19 protein-coding genes are annotated in these 16,656 nt (G+C 68.0%); 13 read left to right on the forward strand and 6 right to left on the reverse strand.

What is annotated here, in order from left to right:
• Nucleotides 1–213: 213 nt before the first annotated feature.
• From acsA to GCU53_RS15645, 6 genes are all read left to right on the forward strand, one after another.
• A complete protein-coding gene (gene acsA, locus GCU53_RS15620) occupies nucleotides 214–1,977 on the forward strand; it encodes an acetate--CoA ligase (protein ID WP_152388428.1) in 1,764 nt (587 codons plus the stop codon).
• A complete protein-coding gene (gene pdhA / locus GCU53_RS15625; RefSeq protein ID WP_152388429.1) occupies nucleotides 1,974–2,960 on the forward strand; it encodes a pyruvate dehydrogenase (acetyl-transferring) E1 component subunit alpha in 987 nt (328 codons plus the stop codon). Before acsA ends, pdhA begins: the two co-directional genes overlap by 4 nt.
• Nucleotides 2,957–3,934, forward strand: a complete 978-nt coding sequence (locus GCU53_RS15630; protein ID WP_152388430.1) for an alpha-ketoacid dehydrogenase subunit beta — start codon at nucleotides 2,957–2,959, stop codon at nucleotides 3,932–3,934. The genes pdhA and GCU53_RS15630 overlap by 4 nt, the downstream gene beginning before the upstream one ends.
• A 123-nt stretch (nucleotides 3,935–4,057) precedes the next feature.
• Nucleotides 4,058–5,161, forward strand: a complete 1,104-nt coding sequence (locus GCU53_RS15635; RefSeq protein ID WP_152388431.1) for a dihydrolipoamide acetyltransferase family protein — start codon at nucleotides 4,058–4,060, stop codon at nucleotides 5,159–5,161.
• A gap of 10 nt (nucleotides 5,162–5,171) precedes the next feature.
• Nucleotides 5,172–5,420: an acyl carrier protein gene (locus tag GCU53_RS15640; RefSeq protein WP_152388432.1), complete on the forward strand. Its 249-nt coding sequence runs from the start codon at nucleotides 5,172–5,174 to the stop codon at nucleotides 5,418–5,420.
• A 115-nt stretch (nucleotides 5,421–5,535) separates the two neighbouring features.
• Nucleotides 5,536–6,966 carry an RtcB family protein gene (locus GCU53_RS15645; RefSeq protein ID WP_152388433.1) on the forward strand — a complete coding sequence of 477 codons (1,431 nt, stop codon included), beginning with the start codon at nucleotides 5,536–5,538 and terminating at the stop codon, nucleotides 6,964–6,966.
• Between the two features lie 121 nt (nucleotides 6,967–7,087).
• On the opposite strand, the gene GCU53_RS15650 is transcribed toward GCU53_RS15645, so the two are convergent.
• Together GCU53_RS15650 and GCU53_RS15655 are read right to left on the reverse strand one after the other, a co-directional pair.
• Nucleotides 7,088–7,867: a tetratricopeptide repeat protein gene (locus GCU53_RS15650; RefSeq protein WP_152388434.1), complete on the reverse strand. Its 780-nt coding sequence runs from the start codon at nucleotides 7,865–7,867 to the stop codon at nucleotides 7,088–7,090.
• A 23-nt stretch (nucleotides 7,868–7,890) separates the two neighbouring features.
• Nucleotides 7,891–8,199 carry a hypothetical protein gene (locus GCU53_RS15655; protein ID WP_152388435.1) on the reverse strand — a complete coding sequence of 103 codons (309 nt, stop codon included), beginning with the start codon at nucleotides 8,197–8,199 and terminating at the stop codon, nucleotides 7,891–7,893.
• A gap of 310 nt (nucleotides 8,200–8,509) precedes the next feature.
• On the opposite strand from GCU53_RS15655, the gene GCU53_RS15660 reads away from it, so the two are divergent.
• The 3 genes from GCU53_RS15660 to trpC are packed head-to-tail and all read left to right on the forward strand — an operon-like array spanning nucleotide 8,510 to nucleotide 10,946.
• Nucleotides 8,510–9,103: an aminodeoxychorismate/anthranilate synthase component II gene (locus GCU53_RS15660; protein ID WP_152388436.1), complete on the forward strand. Its 594-nt coding sequence runs from the start codon at nucleotides 8,510–8,512 to the stop codon at nucleotides 9,101–9,103.
• Nucleotides 9,103–10,149 (forward strand): anthranilate phosphoribosyltransferase, encoded by a 1,047-nt coding sequence (gene trpD / locus GCU53_RS15665; protein WP_152388437.1) that lies wholly within the window; start codon nucleotides 9,103–9,105, stop codon nucleotides 10,147–10,149. The genes GCU53_RS15660 and trpD overlap by 1 nt, the downstream gene beginning before the upstream one ends.
• Entirely contained in the window at nucleotides 10,146–10,946 is an 801-nt protein-coding gene (gene trpC, locus GCU53_RS15670) for an indole-3-glycerol phosphate synthase TrpC (protein WP_152388438.1), read from the forward strand. Before trpD ends, trpC begins: the two co-directional genes overlap by 4 nt.
• A gap of 45 nt (nucleotides 10,947–10,991) precedes the next feature.
• On the opposite strand, the gene crp is transcribed toward trpC, so the two are convergent.
• Entirely contained in the window at nucleotides 10,992–11,639 is a 648-nt protein-coding gene (crp, locus tag GCU53_RS15675; RefSeq protein WP_152388439.1) for a cAMP-activated global transcriptional regulator CRP, read from the reverse strand.
• Between the two features lie 231 nt (nucleotides 11,640–11,870).
• On the opposite strand from crp, the gene GCU53_RS15680 reads away from it, so the two are divergent.
• The gene (locus tag GCU53_RS15680) at nucleotides 11,871–12,293 is read left to right on the forward strand and encodes an OsmC family protein (protein WP_152388440.1); all 423 of its coding nucleotides are present in this window, start codon (nucleotides 11,871–11,873) and stop codon (nucleotides 12,291–12,293) included.
• A 217-nt stretch (nucleotides 12,294–12,510) separates the two neighbouring features.
• Nucleotides 12,511–13,305, forward strand: a complete 795-nt coding sequence (speD, locus tag GCU53_RS15685) for an adenosylmethionine decarboxylase (RefSeq protein WP_152388441.1) — start codon at nucleotides 12,511–12,513, stop codon at nucleotides 13,303–13,305.
• Between the two features lie 81 nt (nucleotides 13,306–13,386).
• Here speD and coq7 read toward each other — a convergent pair whose 3' ends face one another.
• From coq7 to hemJ, 3 genes are all read right to left on the reverse strand, one after another.
• Nucleotides 13,387–14,034, reverse strand: a complete 648-nt coding sequence (coq7, locus tag GCU53_RS15690; protein WP_152388442.1) for a 2-polyprenyl-3-methyl-6-methoxy-1,4-benzoquinone monooxygenase — start codon at nucleotides 14,032–14,034, stop codon at nucleotides 13,387–13,389.
• A 71-nt stretch (nucleotides 14,035–14,105) separates the two neighbouring features.
• A complete protein-coding gene (locus tag GCU53_RS15695) occupies nucleotides 14,106–14,444 on the reverse strand; it encodes a histidine triad nucleotide-binding protein (protein WP_152388443.1) in 339 nt (112 codons plus the stop codon).
• Between the two features lie 113 nt (nucleotides 14,445–14,557).
• Entirely contained in the window at nucleotides 14,558–14,986 is a 429-nt protein-coding gene (gene hemJ / locus GCU53_RS15700) for a protoporphyrinogen oxidase HemJ (protein ID WP_152388444.1), read from the reverse strand.
• 133 nt (nucleotides 14,987–15,119) lie between these two features.
• Here hemJ and argC point away from each other — a divergent pair, with 133 nt between their 5' ends.
• Nucleotides 15,120–16,154, forward strand: coding sequence for an N-acetyl-gamma-glutamyl-phosphate reductase (gene argC / locus GCU53_RS15705; RefSeq protein ID WP_152388445.1), 1,035 nt, complete (start codon nucleotides 15,120–15,122; stop codon nucleotides 16,152–16,154).
• Nucleotides 16,155–16,302: 148 nt separating this feature from the next.
• Nucleotides 16,303–16,653, forward strand: a complete 351-nt coding sequence (gene erpA / locus GCU53_RS15710; RefSeq protein ID WP_152388446.1) for an iron-sulfur cluster insertion protein ErpA — start codon at nucleotides 16,303–16,305, stop codon at nucleotides 16,651–16,653.
• Nucleotides 16,654–16,656 lie beyond the last annotated feature (3 nt).

The following is a 16,656-nucleotide window of genomic DNA, read 5'->3' on the forward strand; positions in this document are numbered from 1 at the left end:
CGGCCGGCCGGTCCGTGGCGTGGCGCGGGGCTGGCATGGTCCCGGGTTCTCCCGTTGCTGGGGCCGCCGCAGGGGCGGGCGGCCGTCTGAGCAGTCTGGACCAGCCGCCGGGCAAAGTCCTGCCGCACCGTCGCCGGGCGGCGCCCGTGGCGGTCTACGCTGAAACAGGATCGCTCGTTCCTTCGTTCGAGCCTGCGCGCGGAGGGCAAGCCCATGCGCCCGTCCATCATCGAGAAAAATCCCGCCGATCTGCGTCAGGTGCCCAACTGGCCGGATACCGCCGCGGCCCGCGCGGCCTTTTCCTGGCAGGTCGAGGCGACCGGCCTTTCCGGCCTGCCCGGCGGCGGGCTGAACCTGGCCTTCGAGGCGGTCGACCGGCATGCCGCCGGCCCGCGCAGCGTCCATGTCGCCCTGCGTCTGCTGATGCGCGACGGCCAGCGCCAGCAGATCAGTTACGGCGAGTTGTGCCGCCTGACCAGCCGTTTCGCCAACGTGCTGGGCGGACTCGGCATCCGCCCCGGCGCGCGGCTGTTCGTGTTGTGCAACCGGGGCCTCGAGCTGTACCTGGGCGTGCTCGGCGGGCTCAAGTACGGCTGCGTGGTCGCGCCGCTGTTCGCCGCCTTCGGTCCCGAGCCGCTGGAGACCCGCCTGCGCCTGGGCGAGGGCGAGGTGCTCTTGACCAGCGCGGCGCTGTACCGGCGCAAGGTGGCGGCGATCCGCAAGCAGCTGCCCGCGCTGCGCCACGTGCTGGTCTACGCCGAGGAGGGCGACGCCGTGGAGGAGGGGGACGGCACCCTGGACCTGCACCGCCTGCTGGGCGAGGCCGCCGACGATTTCGCGATCGCCCCGACCACGGCCGACAGCCCCTCGCTGCTGCATTTCACCAGCGGCACCACCGGCACCCCGAAGGGCGCGCTGCACGTGCATGGCGCGGCGCTGACCCATTACGTCTCCGGCAAGTACGCCCTCGACCTGCACCCGGGCGATGTGTTCTGGTGCACCGCCGACCCCGGCTGGGTCACCGGCACCTCCTACGGCATCCTCGCGCCGCTGTTGCTCGGCGTCACCAGCGTGGTCGACTGCGCCGAGTTCGACGCCGAGCGCTGGTATGTCATCCTCGAGAGCGAGCGGATCAGCGTCTGGTATACCGCGCCCACCGCCATCCGCCTGTTGATGAAGGCCGGCGCCGAGCTGGCGCACCGGCACCGCTATCCGAACCTGCGCTTCATCGCCAGCGTCGGCGAGCCGCTCAACCCCGAGGCGGTGTGGTGGAGCCAGGAGGTGCTCGGCCTGCCGATCCACGACAACTGGTGGCAGACCGAGACCGGCGGGATCATGCTGGCCAACACCGCGGCCATGCCGATCAAGCCGGGCTCCATGGGCAAGCCGCTGCCGGGCATCGAGGCGGCCATCGTCGAGCGCCGCGAGAACGGCACGCTGCAGCTGCTGGGTGACGAGGCCGTCGGCGAGCTGGCGCTGAAACAGCCCTGGCCCGGCATGTTCCGCGCCTATCTCGGCCGCGAGGAGCGCTACCGGCGCTGTTTCGCCGGCGACTGGTACCTGAGCGGCGACCTGGCCCGCCGCGACGGCGACGGCTATTACTGGTTCGTCGGCCGCAGCGACGACGTGATCAAGTCCGCCGGCCATTTGATCGGACCCTTCGAGGTGGAGAGCGCGCTGCTCGAGCACCCGGCGGTGGCCGAGGCGGCGGTGATCGGCAAGCCCGACCTGCTGCTCGGCGAGACGGTGAAGGCCTTCGTCTCGCTCAAGGGCGGCTTCGCGGCCGGCGAGGCGCTGCACGACGAGCTGCTCGGCCACGCGCGCAGGCGCCTGGGCGCGGCGGTGGCGCCCAAGGAGCTGGACATCCTGCCGAGCCTGCCGCGCACTCGCAGCGGCAAGCTGATGCGCCGCCTGCTCAAGGCCCGCGAGCTGGGCCTGCCCGAAGGCGACACCTCGACCCTGGAGAACCCGTCATGAGTTTGCCTGTGCCCTATCCCGCCGAGTTCGCCCGGCAGCTATTGCGCGACATGCTGCGCATCCGCCGCCTCGAGGAGCGCGCCGCCGAGCTGTACGGCGAGGGCAAGATCCGCGGCTTCCTGCACCTGTACATCGGCCAGGAGGCGGTGGCGGTCGGCGCGCTGCACGCCCTGGGGCCGGGCGACGCGGTGGTCGCCACCTATCGCGAGCACGGCCATGCGCTGCTGCAGGGCGTGTCGATGAACGCGATCATGGCCGAGATGTACGGCCGCCGGGAGGGCTGCTCGCGCGGGCGCGGCGGCTCCATGCACCTGTTCGACGCCAGGACGCGCTTCTTCGGCGGCAACGCCATCGTCGGCGGCGGCCTGCCGCTGGCGGTGGGCCTGGCGCTGGCCGAGCGCATGCAGGGCGGCACGCGGCTGGCCGCCTGCTTCTTCGGCGAGGGGGCGCTGGCCGAGGGCGCCGCCGCCGAGTCGCTGAACCTGGCCGCGCTCTGGCAGCTGCCGGTGCTGTTCTGCTGCGAGAACAATCTCTACGCCATGGGCACCGCGCTGGCGCGCTCGCAGGCGCAGACCGACCTGTGCGCCAAGGTCCAGGCCTTCAAGGTGCCGGCCCGCTCGGTGGACGGCATGGATGTGGTCGCCGTGTACGAGGCGACCCGCATGGCGGTCGAGCAGATGCACGCCGGCCACGGACCCTGCTTTCTCGAGTTCCGCACCTATCGCTTCCGCGCCCACTCGATGTTCGATCCCGAGCTGTACCGCGACAAGGCCGAGGTGGAGGCGTGGAAGAAGCGCGGGCCGATCCACACCTACAGTGCGCAGCTGAAGGCCCAGGGACTGCTCGACGAGACCGGCCTCGACGCCCTCGAGGCCGAGGCTTCGGCCGAGGTGGAGGCCGCGGTGGCCTTTGCCGAGGCGGGCAGCCTGGAGCCGGTCGAGGACCTGCTGCGCGATGTCTACACCCCGGAGCGGACGCCGTGATCCGCACCACCTATCGCGAGGCGCTGCGCGAGGGCCTGCGCGAGGCGCTCGCCCGCGATCCGCGGGTGTTCCTGATGGGCGAGGACGTCGGCCGCTACGGTGGCACCTACGCGGTGTCCAAGGGGCTGCTCGAGGAGTTCGGCGAGCAGCGCATCCGCGACACGCCGCTGTCGGAGCTGTCCTTCGTCGCTGCCGGCATCGGTGCGGCGCTGGGCGGCATGCGGCCGATCGTCGAGGTGATGACGGTGAACTTCAGCCTGCTGGCGCTGGACCCGCTGATGAACACCGCCGCGACCCTGCGGCACATGTCCGGCGGGCAGTTCTCGGTGCCGCTGGTGCTGCGCATGGCCACCGGCGCCGGACGCCAGCTGGCGGCGCAGCACTCGCACAGCCTGGAAGGCTGGTACGCGCACATCCCCGGGCTGAAGATCCTCGCCCCGGCCACCCTGGAGGACGCCCGCGGCATGCTCTGGCCGGCGTTGCAGGACCCCGATCCGGTGCTGATCTTCGAGCACAGCACGCTGTACAACCTCGAGGGCGTGCTGGACGAGGGCGCGGCGGTGGACATCCATTCGGCGCGGGTGCGCCGCGAGGGCAGGGACCTGACCCTGGTCACCTACGGCGGCAGCCTGGGCAAGGCGCTGGCGGCGGCCGGGCAATTGGCGGGCGAGGGCATCTCCGTCGAGGTGATCGACCTGCGCGTGCTGCACCCGCTGGACGACGCCACGCTCATGGCCTCGGTGCGCAGGACCCGCCGCCTGCTGGTGGTCGACGAGGGCTGGCGCAGCGGCAGCCTGGCCGCCGAGATCATCGCCCGGGTCGTCGAGCAGGGCTTCTACGAGCTGGATGCGCCGCCGGCGCGGGTCTGCAGCCAGGAGGTGCCGGTACCCTACGCCAAGCACCTGGAGGAGGCGGCGCTGCCGCAGGTGCCGGGCATAGTCGCGGCGGCCAGGGAGCTGCTCGGCCGCGGCTGAAGCGTGGGGCGAAAACCGTAGGGTGGAAAACTCGCGCAGCGATTTTCCACCATGGCCCTGCTCGATGGTGGGAAATGCCTTCGGCAGTTTCCCACCCTACGCACTGCCACCCACGGAGGACCGATGATCGAATTCAAGCTGCCCTCCCTCGGCGCCGACATGGACGAGGGCACCCTGCTCGAGTGGCGGATCGCCCCGGGCGATGCGCTCAGGCGCGGCCAGGTGGTCGCCGTGGTCGACACCGCCAAGGCGGCGGTGGACGTGGAGTGCTGGCAGGACGGCAACGTGCTCGACCTGCTGATCCAGCCCGGCGACAAGGTACCGGTGGGCACGCCCATCGCCCTCCTGCTGGAGCCGGGAGAGTCCGCGGAGACGGCGCCCGTGCCGACTGCCGCCGTTCCGGCCGCCGTGCCGACCGGGCGGCCGCGGATTTCGCCGGCCGCCCGCAAGCGCGCCGCCGAGCTGGGCATCGACGCCAGCGTTCTGTCCGGCACGGGGCCGCAGGGCGCCGTGACCCTGGAGGACGTCGAGGCCGCCGCCAGGCAGGCCGCGCCCGTCGACCGCCAGGCCGCCATGCGCCAGGCCATCGGCGCGGCGATGAGCCGTTCCAAGCGCGAGATTCCCCATTACTACCTGGGCGAGACCATCCCCCTGGGCGCTGTCATGGCCTGGCTTGCCACGCACAACGCCGAGCTGGCGCCGGAGCGGCGCCTGCTGCCCGGCGTGCTGCTGCTCAAGGCCATCGCCCTGGCCCTGCGCGACTACCCACAGCTCAACGGTTTCTGGCAGGGCGGCGCTTTCCACCCGGCCCCCGGCATTCATCTGGGCGTGGCCGTCGCCCTGCGCCAGGGCGGGCTGATCGCCCCGGCGCTGCACGACGTCGCCGACAAGCCGCTGGCCCAGCTGATGGACGAGCTGGGCGATCTGGTACAGCGCGCGCGCAGCCATTCGCTGCGCAGCTCGGAGCTCGCCGACGCCAGCCTGACCGTCACCCAGCTCGGCGACCAGGGCGTGGACAGCGTGTTCGGCGTGATCTACCCGCCGCAGGTGGCGCTGGTCGGCGTCGGCCGCATCGCCGAACGGCCCTGGGTGGAGGCGGGCCGGTTGTGCGCGATGCCCACTGCCCACTTCAGCCTGGCCGCCGACCACCGCGCCAGCGACGGCCACTACGGCGCGCGCTTTCTCGCCGAGATCCGCCGCCTGCTGCAAGCCCCGGACAGCCTGTGAGGATTCGAAGATGGACGAAGCACAGATCCGCCGGCAGGTGCTCGAAGCCCTGCAGGGCATCGCCCCGGAAGTCGATCCTGCCACCCTGCGCGGCGAGCGTCCGCTGCGCGACGAGGTGGACCTCGACTCGATGGACTGGCTGCGCTTTCTCGCCGCCCTGCACCAGCGCCTCGGGGTGAGCATCCCTGAGGCCGACTACCAGCGCCTGGGCAGCCTGGATGCGCTGCTGGCCTATCTGGCACAGCGGCTGGAGGGCTGAGCGGCGGGGGCCGATCCCCCCGCGCGGATCGCGGCCATGGCGGTCGATGACCGGTCCGGCCGCATCCCGGACGCTCGCCTATAGTCAGGCAGATCGCTATCTGCAGGAGAGCGCCATGAACCTCTCGCAATTCCGCCAGCGCGGTCCCTTCGAATGGGAACTGCCGGCCCGTGGGGCGATGCGTGTGCCGGGGGTGATCTTCGCCTCGCAAGAACTCGTCGAGGCGATGGACGACAAGGTCGGCGAACAGATCGCCAACGTCGCCAGCCTGCCGGGCATCGTCGAGGCCGCCTACGCCATGCCCGATGCGCACTGGGGCTATGGCTTCCCGATCGGCGGGGTGGCGGCCTTCGATGCCGAGGAGGGCGGGGTGGTGTCGGCCGGCGGAGTGGGCTTCGACATCTCCTGCGGGGTGCGCAGCCTGCATACCGGGCTCACGCTGGCCGACGTGGAGGCGGCCAAGCCGCGCCTGGCCGATGTGCTCTACCGGCACATTCCGGCCGGGCTCGGCAGCACCGGGGCGCTGCGCCTGTCGGCCCGGGAGATGAACGCCATGCTGCGCGGCGGCGCGAAGTGGGCGGTCGAGGAGGGCTTCGGCGGCGAGGCGGATCTGGCGCGCATCGAGGAGTCCGGCTGCATGGCCGGCGCCGATCCTTCCGCCGTCTCGGAGCAGGCGAAGAAGCGCCAGCGCGACGAGATGGGCACCCTCGGCTCGGGCAACCACTATCTGGAGGTGCAGGTGGTCGACGAATTGTTCGATGTCCGGGCGGCCCGGGCCTATGGCCTGGCCGAGGGCGACGTGCTGGCGACCATCCACTGCGGCTCGCGGGGCATGGGCCACCAGATCGGCACCGACTACCTGCGCGCCATGGTGATCGCCGCGTCCCAGGCCGGCATCGCCCTGCCGGACCGCGAGCTGGCCTGCGCGCCGCTGAAGTCCGAGCTCGGCCAGCGTTACCTCGGCGCCATGCGCGCGGCGATCAACTGCGCGCTGGCCAACCGGCAGATCCTCACCCACCTGACCCGGCAGGCCTTCGCCGAGGTGTTCCCCGGCATCCATCTGCCGCTGCTCTACGACGTGTCGCACAACACCTGCAAGGAGGAGCGCCATGTCCTCGGCGGACAGCACCGGCGGCTGTTCGTCCACCGCAAGGGGGCGACCCGCGCCTTCGCCGCCGGGCACGCCGAGCTGCCGGCGGAGTACCGCCAGGTCGGCCAGCCGGTGCTGATCGGCGGCAGCATGGGTACCTTCTCCTGGGTTCTCGCCGGCTCAGCGGGCACCGGGGAGCGCGCCTTCGCCTCGGCCTGCCACGGCGCCGGCCGCGCCATGAGCCGCCACGAGGCGCTGCGCCGCTGGCAGGGCCGCTCGGTGGTGGACGAGCTGGCCTCCCGCGGCATCCTGATCCGCAGCCCGAGCCTGCGCGGCGTGGCCGAGGAGGCGCCGCTGGCCTACAAGGACGTCGGCGCAGTGGTCGAGGCGGCCGAGCAGGCAGGGTTGGCAGTGCGGGTGGCGCGGCTGCGGCCTGTGGTGTGCGTCAAGGGCTAGGGTCTGTTGACGTTTTGGCGTGAGCCGCGTTGCCGCGTCAAATGACACCAGGCCGGGCCGCGTTCGGCAAGGCGCGGGCCGCCGTCGCGGCCTACGGCAAAGCATCAACAGACCCTAGGCGTCAGGAACCGACCAGCCAGGCCCCGGCGGGAAGCTCGCGCTTCAGCGTCCGGCAGTCGCCCGGCGGCGGCTGGTGGCCCGGCGGACGGTCGGGAAACCAGATGCGGCACTGCCCCGGCGGCGGCCAGTGGCTGGCCGGGACCTGCGAGGCGTTCTGGCCATCGACCGGGCCGAGGGCGGCTTGCTGCTCATCGGGCCGGGACCACTGCAGGCGGGCTTCCCCGCGGTTCTGTCCGGTCGCGGCGGAGGGCAGCGGGGCTTGGCTGGATGCCGTGCAGCGCGCCTGCACCTGCTCCAGCCGTTCGCGCAGGGCGGCGATCTCGCTTTCGGCTTGCCGGCGTCGCTCGGTTTCTTCGTCGAGCCGCTGCTGCAGGGCCGCTGGCTGGCCGTCGCTGACCGGCGAATTGCGTTGCTGGCCGGCGGCCTGCCGGGCCGCCGCGATCAGCCAGACGTTGCGCACGCGCAGGGCGTCGTTGTCGCCGATCAGGGTGTTGGACTTGGCGGCCAGGGACTCGGCTTCCTGATGGTGGCCCTGGTGCAGGCGGGTCTGTCCCAGGTAGTGCCAGAGGATGGCGTTGTTCGGCTCGATGCGCAGGGCCCGTTCCAGGGCGGAGGCGGCCTGGTCGGGGCGGCCGGCGCTGAACTCCTCGATGGCGCTTTTCAGCAGGGAGACCACGGCCTGATTCTCCTGCGTGGCCGCATTGGCGGGCAGGGCCGAGCCGAGCGCGCAGAGCAGCAGGGCCGTCCGCAGGCCGGAAAGCCCGAAGGATGTCTTCATCATGTCGGTGAGCTGTCGTCCCGGTTTCAGTGATCTTCCCGCCAGTGCTCCCCGGCATGCTTGTGCCGTTCCCGGTGCATTTCTTCGGCGTGCTTGTGCTGCTCCCGATGCATTTCCCCGGCATGCTTGCGGTGTTCCCGCTGAGCCTCCATCTCGGCTTTTCGGTACTCCCGGTGCATTTCCTGATGGTGTTTCTCGGCCTCGTGGCGACCCTGGCCGTACGAGTCGGCGAAGGCTGCGGGCGTGTTGCCGGCCAGGGCGATCAGGGCTGCCGCCAGTGTCTTGTATGGGGTCATCGGGTTGCCTGTGCAGGTGTGGAAAACGGGCGCGATCATACCGCGCCCGCTCCGCACCGGCGCTGCCGGGCCGCGCGCTCTGGTATAGTCCGGTTGCAGGCCGGTCGGGCCTGGGCTACTGTGCCCCGACAGCAAGACGAGACATTTCCGTGACATCCAGCAGCACCCTTCTGATGCGAGTCGTCAAGGCCCACGCCCGTTGGCGCTGGCGCGCCTGATCCCTTTCCTTTCCGGCCTGGCCGGACGCTTCCTTGCCACCCCGTTCCCGGCTCGCAGACGAGCCCTCCCTGACGGAACAGCGGACCGGGGCCTTTCATCCGACGCAGTGAATCAAGGGGTTACGCCTACCATGCTGCTGATGATCGATAACTACGACTCCTTCACCTACAACGTCGTCCACTATCTCAGCGAGCTGGGAGCCGAGGTCAAGGTGATCCGCAACGACGAGCTGAGCATCGCCGAGATCGAGGCCTTGGGCCCGGAACGGCTGGTGATCTCGCCCGGCCCCTGCACGCCCAGCGAGGCGGGGGTGTCGCTGGAGGCGATCCGCCATTTCGCCGGCAAGCTGCCGATCCTCGGCGTCTGCCTGGGGCACCAGAGCATCGGCCAGGCCTTCGGCGGCGATGTGGTGCGCGCGCGGGTGGCCATGCACGGCAAGACCAGCCCGGTGTTCCACCGGGACCAGGGGGTGTTCGCCGGCCTCAACAATCCGCTCACGGTGACCCGCTACCATTCGCTGGTGGTCAGGCGCGAAACCCTGCCTGAGTGCCTGGAGATCACCGCCTGGACGCAGTTCGAGGACGGCGCCGTGGACGAGATCATGGGCCTGCGCCACAAGACCCTGAACATCGAGGGCGTGCAGTTCCATCCCGAGTCCATCCTCACCGAGCAGGGCCACGAGCTGTTCGCCAATTTCCTGAAGCAGAACGGAGGCGTGCGCTGATGGACATCAAGCAAGCCCTGGCGCGGGTGGCCGAGCGTCTCGACCTGAGCACGGCGGAAATGCAGGACGTGATGCGCCAGATCATGACCGGCCAGTGCAGCGACGCGCAGATCGGCGCCTTCCTGATGGGAATGCGCATGAAGAGCGAGAGCATCGACGAGATCGTCGGCGCTGCACTGGTCATGCGCGAGCTGGCCGCGCCGGTGCGGATCGACGCCGCACACCTGGTCGACACCTGCGGCACCGGCGGCGACGGCATGAACATCTTCAACGTCTCCACCGCCGCGGCCTTCGTCGTCGCCGCGGCCGGCGGCCGGGTGGCCAAGCACGGCAACCGCGCGGTCTCCGGCAAGAGCGGCAGCGCCGATCTGCTGGAGGCCGCCGGAGTCTACCTGGAGCTGAGCCCCGAGCAGGTGGCGCGCTGCGTCGAGTCGGTCGGCGTCGGCTTCATGTTCGCGCCCGCCCACCACGGGGCGATGAAGCACGCCATCGGCCCGCGCCGTGAACTCGGCCTGCGCACGCTGTTCAACATGTTGGGTCCGATGACCAATCCGGCCGGCGTGAAGCATCAGGTGCTCGGCGTGTTCAGCCAGGCGCTGTGCCGGCCGCTGGCGGAGGTGATGGCCCGTCTGGGCAGTCTGCATGTACTGGTGGTGCATGCCCAGGACGGTCTGGACGAGATCAGCCTGGCCGCGCCGACCCACATCGCCGAGCTGCGCAACGGCCAGATCGACGAATACCTCGTCCAGCCGGAAGATTTCGGCATCAGGAGCCAGAGCCTGATCGGCCTCGATGTGGAGGGGCCGCAGGAGTCGCTGACGCTGATTCGCGATGCCCTCGGCCGGCGCAAGACCGAGAACGGTCAGAAGGCCGCCGAGATGATCGTGCTCAACGCCGGCGCCGCGCTCTATGCCTCCGACCGGGCCGGCACCCTGAAGGAGGGTGTGGCGCTGGCCCACGACGCCCTGCACACCGGGCTGGCACGCGACAAGCTGGAAGAGCTGGTATCCATCACCGCCGTCTTTCGTCAGGAGAATCAAGCGTGAGCCTGCCCACCGTTCTGGAAAAGATCATCGCGCGCAAGGTCGAGGAAGTCGCCGAGCGCAGCGCCCGTGTCCCGCTGGCCGAGGTCGAGGCGCTGGCCCGCTCCGCCAGTACCCCGCGCGGCTTCGCCGCGGCCCTGCAGGCGCAGGTCGGGCGCAAGCAGCCGGCGGTGATCGCCGAAGTCAAGAAGGCCTCGCCGAGCAAGGGCGTGTTGCGCGAGCACTTCGCCCCCGCGGAGATCGCCAGGAGCTATGAGGACGGCGGAGCGACCTGTCTGTCGGTGCTGACCGACGTGGACTTCTTCCAGGGCAGCGACGCCTATCTGCAGGAGGCCCGCGCGGCCTGCGGCCTGCCGGTGATCCGCAAGGACTTCCTCATCGACCCCTATCAGGTGGTCGAGGCCCGCGCGCTGGGTGCCGATTGCGTGCTGCTGATCGTCGCCGCGCTGGGCGATGCGCAGATGCTGGAGCTGGCCGCCACCGCCAGGGATGTCGGTCTCGACGTGCTGGTGGAGGTGCATGACGGCGCCGAGCTGGAGCGGGCACTGCAATTGGAGACGCCGCTGATCGGCATCAACAACCGCAACCTGCATACCTTCGAGGTGAGCCTGGAAACCACCCTCGACCTGCTGCCGAAGGTGCCGCGGGACCGTCTGGTGGTCACCGAGAGCGGCATTCTCAACCGCGCCGATGTCGAGCTGATGGAGGTCAGCGGCGTGTATGCCTTCCTCGTCGGCGAGGCGTTCATGCGGGCGGAGAAGCCGGGCGCCGAGCTGCGCCGGCTGTTCTTCCCGGGCTGAGGAGGCGCGGCCCGGCGTGTTGCGCGCCGGGCCGGGGAAAGGCCGTCAGCGGGTGCCGAAGACCACCATGGTCTTGCCCTTGACGTGGACCAGCCCCTGTTCCTCCAGGCTCTTCAGCACGCGGCCGACCATTTCCCGCGAGCAGCCGACGATGCGGCCGATTTCCTGGCGGGTGATCTTGATCTGCATGCCGTCGGGATGGGTCATGGCGTCGGGCTGCTTGCACAGATCGAGCAGGGTGCGCGCCACCCGTCCCGTGACGTCGAGGAAAGCCAGGTCGCCGACCTTGCGGGTGGTGTTGCGCAGGCGGTCGGCCATCTGCCGACCGAGGGCGTAGAGGATTTCCGGATCCTGCTGGGCCAGTTCGCGGAACTTCGCATAGCTGATTTCCGCCACTTCGCATTCGGTCTTGGCGCGGACCCAGGCGCTGCGCTCCTTTTCGCTGCCTTCCTTGTCGAACAGGCCCATTTCTCCGAAGAAGTCCCCGGCGTTCAGGTAGGCGATGATCATCTCGCGCCCGTCGTCATCTTCGATGAGGATGGTGACCGAACCCTTGATGATGAAGAACAGGCTCTCGCACCGGTCACCCGCATAAATGATGGTGCTCTTGGCCGTGTAGCGGCGCCGATGGCAATGGGCGAGCAGTTTGTCGTGGTTGTTGATCTTGGGTGGAAGAAGGGTGAGAGCGACCACGCTGGATTCCCCTTGGAATGAAAATTGGTGTCCTTGTCATCTGGCGTTTTTCTACTTGTGCTGTAAGTGTGCCAGCAAACTGGCGTCAGCTTAACAGAGGCACGGGACACGCCGGCTCCGATTTGTGATGGAGCAATCATCTCCTCTCTCTTTACCAGTCCCTCTGGCGACGGGCGGTGGGCTGGGGACGCTGTGCTAGAATCCGCGGCATTTTCAGCAAGGAGTTTCATGATGAAAGCGCGCATTCAATGGGCCGGTGAAGCCATGTTCATCGGCGAGTCCGGCAGCGGTCATGCGGTCGTCATGGACGGCCCGCCGGAGAATGGCGGGCGCAATCTCGGCATCCGGCCGATGGAAATGGTGCTGCTCGGCCTGGGCGGTTGCTCCAGCTTCGATGTGGTGAGCATCCTGAAGAAGTCGCGGCAGGCGGTGGAGAACTGCGAGGCCTTCCTGGAAGCCGAGCGGGCCGGCGAGGACCCCAAGGTATTCACCAAAATCCACCTGCATTTCGTGGTCAAGGGGCGGGGACTGAAGGAGGCGCAGGTCAAGCGGGCCGTGGAGCTGTCGGCAGAGAAATATTGTTCCGCCTCCATCATGCTGGGCCGCGCCGGGGTGGAGATCAGCCACGATTACGAAATCGTCGAACTCGGCTGAAGCCTCCCGGACATCGTGAGCGCTGCGCGGACACTGGCGCCGCGCCGCGCGGCTCTGCATAATTCGCCCCCATTTTCAGGGGCCTCGGATCCCCGACAGCACAACCATAATCGCCAACGCGAAGAGGTGTTAACCGTCCTACGCAGATGCCTCCCGCGCATCTGACGGGCATGCCCAATCACGCGGCGGGGCCGCATCGACTGAGAGTTTCCATACGGTGAAAAGCAAACTCAAGCTCCACGGGTTCAACAACCTGACCAAGACCTTGAGCTTCAACATCTACGACATTTGCTACGCCGAGACGCCGGAAGACCAGCAGGCCTATATCCGGTACATCGACGAAGAGTACGATGCCCAGCGGCTGACGCAGATTCTCACCGATGTTGTCGACATTATCGGCGCCAACGTGCTGAACATTGCCCGTCAGGACTATGATCCGCAGGGTGCCAGCGTGACCATCCTGATCTCCGAGCAGCCGGTCGAGCCGACCGAGAGCCAGATCGAGGAGTCACCCGGGCCGCTGCCGGAAACCATCCTGGCGCACCTGGACAAGAGCCACATCACCGTTCACACCTATCCGGAAATCCATCCGGTCGATGGCCTGGCTACCTTCCGGGTGGATATCGACGTGTCCACCTGCGGGGTGATCTCGCCGCTGAAGGCGCTCAACTACCTGATCCACCAGTTCGATTCGGACATCGTCACCGTGGACTACCGGGTGCGCGGCTTCACCCGCGACGTGGAAGGGCGCAAGCACTTCATCGATCACGAGATCAACTCGATCCAGAAATACCTCTCCGCGGATACCCGTGCGGCCTACCAGATGACCGATGTGAACGTGTATCAGGAGAATATGTTCCACACCAAGATGCTGCTCAAGGACTTCGATCTGGACAACTACCTGTTCGGCGATGCCACCCGCAACCTGTCCGCCGAGCAGCGCAAGCAGGTGGAGGAGCGTCTGCGCCACGAGATGCTGGAAATCTTCTACGCGCGCAACATGCCGCACTGAGGCGCCGACAGGCGGCAATCCTCGATCTGAAAGCACGAAGGGCGCCGCGGCGCCCTTCGTCTTGCTCGATACCCTGTGGCGTCAGATCCGGTAGGTGGTCTTGGTCATCACCTTGGACAGCAGGGACATGCCAAACTTGACCGGCGCCGGAAAGCGCAGGCCGCCGGCCTCGAGGGCGGTTGCGGCGTGTTGCCGCTCGTCAATGCGCATCTGCTCGAGGATGGCGCGGGATTTCCGGTCTTCCTCCGGCAACTGACCCAGGTGGTCATCCAGGTGCTTGCAGACCTGGTCCTCGGTCGCTGCGACGAAGCCCAGGCTGATCCTGTCGCTGATCAGCCCGGCAGTGGCACCGATACCGAAGGACAGTCCGTAGAACAACGGATTGAGCAGGCTCGTCCGGCTGTCCAGCTCGCGGATACGCTGTTCGCACCAGGCCAGGTGATCGACCTCCTCATTGGCGGCCTGTTCCATGGCGCTGCGCACCTGCGGCAGCCTGGCCGTCAGCGCCTGGCCCTGGTAGAGCGCCTGGGCGCAGACCTCGCCGGTGTGGTTGATGCGCATCAGGCCGGCGACATGGCGGGCCTTGCCGGCATCGAGCTGGGTTTCCGGTTCGCCCTGTGCCGGAGAGGGGCGATAGGGCTTGCCGTTGAAGGGCAGCAGGGTGCGCAGCGCTGCATCGGCCTGTAGCAGCAGGCGATCAGTGGGCGAATAATGGCGTTCGTTGGCCATGGAACCTCCAGAGAATTCATGCCGGGCAGTCTGCCCGGCCAGGGTTGCGCGTGGGGGAGGCACCGGGCCGTTCAGCCCGGGGGCCAGTGCATCTGGCGCTGGCCGAGCACATGCATGTGGATGTGGTAGACGGTTTGTCCGCCCTGCTCGTTGCAGTTCATCACCACGCGGAAGCCTTCCTCGCAACCCTGCTCCCTGGCGAGGCGCTGGGCGGTGAAGAGCATATGTCCGGCCAGCAGCCTGTCCTCTTCGCTCAGGTCGTTGAGGGTGGGAACGTGTCGCTTCGGGATGACCAGAAAATGCACCGGCGCCTGGGGGCCGATGTCATGGAAGGCGACGACCAGGTCGTCCTCATAGAGCTTGCGCGCAGGGATCTCCCCGGCCGCGATTTTGCAAAATAGACAGTCCACGGACGGTCTCCCTGCCTGTTGTGAAGTCTTCCGAGTTTAACGGGGTCGCTCCACAGCAGCCAGTGGGCGGTGTGGAGCGGTCCTGGCGGCGAGGTAGTTCTCGCCATGGCCAGTTAGAACGGGCGCACCACGACCAGGATCACGATGGCCAGCAGGAAGACCACAGGGATCTCGTTGAACCAGCGGAAGAACACATGACCGTGCGGCGTCTCGCCATTGGCGAAGCGCTTGAGCTGGAGGCCGCAGACATGGTGGTAGCCGATCAGCAGAAGGACGGCGGTGAGTTTCGCGTGCATCCAGCCCTGGCTGAAGTAATAGCCCGGGTTCAGCGCGATGAGCCCTATGCCGAGCAGCAGGGTGGCGATCAGCGAGGGGTTCATGATGCCCCGGTAGAGCTTGCGTTCCATGACGCAGAAGCGCTCGCGGCTGGTCAGGTCTTCGCTCATGGCGTGGTAGACGAACAGGCGCGGCAGATAGAAGAGTCCGGCGAACCAGCAGACGACGGCGATGATGTGCAGGGCTTTCAGCCAGAGGTAGAGCATGGGGTTCTCCCGATAGCGATAAAGCCGGAATACTAGTGGCTGCTGGTGATGCACGTCATCCGGGCGGTTGGCCGGGTGCAGGCCGGGGCTTTATCATCGGCACCCTTTCAGTGGCTTGATGCGAGGGCGGGTTATGGTCAAGGTCGGTATCGTTGGCGGCACGGGCTATACCGGGGTCGAACTGCTGCGTCTGCTGGCGCAGCATCCTCAGGCGGAGGTGGCGGTGATCACCTCGCGCTCGGAGGCGGGGGTGAAGGTTGCCGATATGTACCCGAACCTGCGCGGCCATTACGACGAACTGGCCTTCAGTGTGCCGGACAGCGCCGTTCTGGGCGGCTGCGATGTGGTGTTCTTCGCCACGCCACATGGTGTCGCCCATGCCCTGGCCGGCGAGTTGCTGGCGGCCGGCACTCGGGTGATCGACCTGTCCGCCGACTTCCGTCTGCAGGATGCCGAAGAGTGGGCTCGCTGGTACGGTCAGCCGCATGGCGCTCCGCAGCTGCTGCCGGAGGCGATCTATGGCCTGCCGGAGGTGAATCGCGAGCAGATTCGCACCGCGCGTCTGATCGCCGTCCCCGGCTGCTATCCGACGGCGACTCAGCTGGGCTTCCTGCCGCTGCTGGAAGCCGGCCTGGCCGACAACGCACGGCTGATCGCCGACTGTAAGTCCGGGGTCAGCGGTGCCGGCCGCGGGGCCAAGGTCGGCTCGCTGTTCTGCGAGGCCGGCGAGAGCATGATGGCCTACTCGGTGAAGGGGCATCGTCACTTGCCGGAAATCAGCCAGGGCCTGCGTCGCGCGGCCGGGGAAGCAGTCGGACTGACCTTCGTGCCGCATTTGACGCCGATGATCCGTGGCATTCACGCCACCTTGTATGCGACCGTCGCCGACCGTTCCGTGGATCTGCAGGCGCTCTACGAGAAGCGTTATGCCAATGAGCCTTTCGTCGATGTCATGCCGGCCGGCAGCCATCCGGAAACCCGCAGCGTGCGGGGTGCCAACGTTTGCCGCATCGCCGTGCACCGGCCGCAGGGCGGCGATCTGGTGGTGGTGCTGTCGGTAATCGACAATCTGGTCAAGGGCGCCTCCGGTCAGGCCGTCCAGAACATGAACATCCTCTTCGGTCTGGATGAGCGGCTCGGTCTGGCCCATGCGGCCTTGCTGCCTTGAGCGCTAAGGCTGCTTGCCGACGGCCTGTTCCCGGGAGGAGGCCGGCCCGGCAGGGCTCGATGGAGCCTCTGTTGACCGGGTTTTCCGGGCGGGTGGATAATTCGTTTTCAATCAAAGTCAGGGCGCATGGCGCCGGGGAGTCACCAGCATGACCGTTGAAACCTTCACCCCGACTCCGCTGCTCTTTACGCAGGGGGCCGCAACCAAGGTGAAGACCCTGATCAGCGAGGAAGGCAACCCGCGGCTGAAGCTCCGTGTTTTTGTCACGGGCGGGGGATGCTCGGGCTTCCAGTACGGCTTCACCTTCGATGAGGATGTCGCCGAGGATGACACCATTGTCGAGCGTGAAGGCGTCAGCCTGGTCGTCGACCCCATGAGTTTCCAGTATCTGGCTGGGGCCGAGGTCGATTATCAGGAGGGGCTGGAGGGCTCGCGCTTCGTGATCAAGAACCCGAATGCCGCGACCACCTGTGGTTGTGGCCAGTCCTTCTCGGTCTGAAAC

Origin of the sequence: Azotobacter salinestris (genome assembly GCF_009363155.1) — a bacterium.
Lineage (GTDB): Bacteria > Pseudomonadota > Gammaproteobacteria > Pseudomonadales > Pseudomonadaceae > Azotobacter > Azotobacter salinestris.